The following is a 2,588-nucleotide window of genomic DNA, read 5'->3' as shown; positions in this document are numbered from 1 at the left end:
CTCCTTCGATTAAGTTTGGTTGGTCAGACCTAACTTTATTATATCAAAGGAGGTTTCTTATTTTCTGTTCACCGCTGAAAGCTCTTTGGAACCACCCGCTTAGCGGGTGGTATTCATAAACAATAAAAATCCTCATGACTTTTTGTGGTCATGAGGAGCACATTAAATTAACTGAAATATGGAGAATATTATTGAGAAATAATATATCCAAATTATCTCAACTAAAAATATTTAATTTCTAATTTATATTTATCATAATAAATCTGATACAGTCTTTCTAAATCTTCTTTGAATATATCAATATTTATACTGTCATGTTTTTTTATTATCACAGATTCAACTTTATCTTTATAGCTTTCAGTTAAATATTCTAGTATTTCTATAACTACATCCGCTATCAATATGGGTTCAAATATATTAATATTGACTATTCCCATTCCCATGTTTTTTGCATCTAAAGACCATTTATACTTACCTTTAATTGGATTTAACATAGTCTTCTTATATCTTTTGTCTTCAAGTAAAGTATATTGATTATAATAAGACAACTCTCCAAATGACAATCTCTTTTCTTCATGGCTATCACTATTGTCATAGTAAAATTCTGAAGTTTCATATAGAATATTATTGATATCATAGGTTTCTATCTTATCTAATCTATTGTTCTCATATTTATATTTTTTGATAAATATGGTTTCTCCATCTTTTATAGCTTTAGTATTCTCTATTAATTGTCCAGATTCATTATATTTGTTATCATATGTATATACTATTTCATTCTCTTCCTGATACTCATTATCTATCTTAGTTCTTACTGCTTCATATATTTTATTGCCAAATTCATCAAATTTATAGTCGCATAATACTTCTTTTGTAATCTTGCCATCTACATTCTTTGTTGTTTCTCTAATTAAATCATTTTTTTCATTGTATACTAATTCAATGGTTTTATAATAAAATATATTATGCTGATAATGAAGTCCTTCATAAAAATAAGTATTTGTGTTGGTAATATAGTGATTATCCTTATATACAGGAAGTATATAATTATCCTCTTCTTTTACATCTATATAAATATCTACCTTTTCTTCTGCACTTATACAATTTCCGTATCTATCCTCTTCCATTGAAACTTCCAGCCATTTATTCATTAAATCACTTTCCCTTCTTTTCTATCCATAGATACAATTAAAAATCTTCAAGAATTACAATTCCATAATTATCACGATAATAATTATATATTTCAGGATTTTCATATCTGTAAAGCAAATTTATGTTTAAAATATCTATAATTACGCAATCAATTGTATCTTTATAGTTTGCTATGATATAATCCATTATTTCCTTTATCATATCTGCAGTTAATATGGGCTCATGCATATATACTTCACAATTTTTAATATCTTCTTTATCATATTTAAATCTCCACTTGTATTTGCCTCTTGCTGGATTAACCAGATTTTTTTTCACTCTTCCGTCTTCAAGTGTATTGTATTGATAATAACATGAGATTTCATCACTTATAATAACTGTCTCTTCATAAAGAATACCTTTTTCATTGTAATAATAGTAATGAGTTGTATTGTAATTTCCTTTATATTTTTCTTCTTTTCTAATTAATTGTTTATTATCGTATTCGTAGTCTATCGTTCCATATATTTCTTCGTTTTCATCTTTGCTTAGTGCTTTCATTAACCTTCCATTTTCATCATATATATTTTCATATAAGTATATAACAACATCATCTCCTGTATTTATAGAGTGTCTATTAAGTCTTTTTTCAATCAAATTGAATTTTTCGTCATATATATTTTCATAAATAATTTCACTATCTACCTTGCCCATACGTTTAGTCTTTTCTCTAACCATATCTTCCTTGCAATTATATTCTATTTCTTCGATTCCATAGTATATTGTTTCTTCAATATAGTCATCATTGATACTAATCGCTTTCATATCTGTATAGTCCTTTAAGCTTTCTAAGGTCTCACCTTTATTGAAGTAAAAATCATCTCGGTAATTATATTTATAGGCTATTTTTTGTAAAGATATCTCCTCTGAATAATGTTGATTTATTATGTTTTTCTCTAATTCTTCATCCATTAAATCACCCTATTTCTCATTTAACAATTAAAAATCTTCAAGAATTACAATTCCATGTTTCTTTTCATAATAATCATATATTTCACGATCCTCATATCTATATATCAAGTTTACATTAAAAATAGTTATAATTACACAATTGATTATACCTTTATAGTTTTCTATAATGTAATCCATTATTTCCTTTATCATATCTACAGTTAGTATGGGCTCATGCATATCTATTATACAGCTATCCACATTTCCCCATCCATATCCCACTTCCCATTTATACTTACCTTTTGCCGGATTAGCTAGAGTCCTCTTTACTCTTCCATCTTCCAATATATTGTAATAATAATAATAATACGAAAGCTCTCCACAATTTGATCTGAACCCTTTAATCCGGACTTTTGGATAATATTAATTATGCGGCTTGTTGCCTATACTCAATAGGTGACAGGCCGTTTAATTTTTCTTTTATTCTTTTGTTATTATACCAGTTA

4 protein-coding genes are annotated in these 2,588 nt (G+C 26.8%); all 4 read right to left on the bottom strand.

Translation table 11 applies throughout. From position 1 onward, the window contains the following. Nucleotides 1-221: 221 nt before the first annotated feature. Nucleotides 222-1,151 carry a hypothetical protein gene (locus KQI38_RS00020; protein ID WP_216554046.1) on the bottom strand — a complete coding sequence of 310 codons (930 nt, stop codon included), beginning with the start codon at nt 1,149-1,151 and terminating at the stop codon, nt 222-224. A 37-nt stretch (nt 1,152-1,188) separates the two neighbouring features. Then, a complete protein-coding gene (locus KQI38_RS00015) occupies nt 1,189-2,103 on the bottom strand; it encodes a hypothetical protein (protein WP_216554044.1) in 915 nt (304 codons plus the stop codon). A gap of 27 nt (nt 2,104-2,130) precedes the next feature. Then, nucleotides 2,131-2,427 (bottom strand): hypothetical protein, encoded by a 297-nt coding sequence (locus tag KQI38_RS00010; protein ID WP_216554042.1) that lies wholly within the window; start codon nt 2,425-2,427, stop codon nt 2,131-2,133. Between the two features lie 82 nt (nt 2,428-2,509). After that, nucleotides 2,510-2,588 (bottom strand): IS3 family transposase (locus tag KQI38_RS22720; protein WP_216554048.1); only part of this gene is annotated, 79 nt, incomplete at its 5' end.

This window comes from Tissierella carlieri (assembly GCF_018917285.1).
GTDB lineage: Bacteria > Bacillota > Clostridia > Tissierellales > Tissierellaceae > Tissierella > Tissierella carlieri.
The sequence above is the reverse complement of the archived record's forward strand: the minus strand, read 5'-3'. Positions and strand labels throughout refer to the sequence as shown.

Coding starts and splice junctions, on each gene's coding strand:
- KQI38_RS00020 (WP_216554046.1), bottom strand. CDS start 1,151: ATGAATAAATGGCTGGAAGTTTCAATGGAAGAGGATAGATACGGAAAT.
- KQI38_RS00015 (WP_216554044.1), bottom strand. CDS start 2,103: ATGGATGAAGAATTAGAGAAAAACATAATAAATCAACATTATTCAGAG.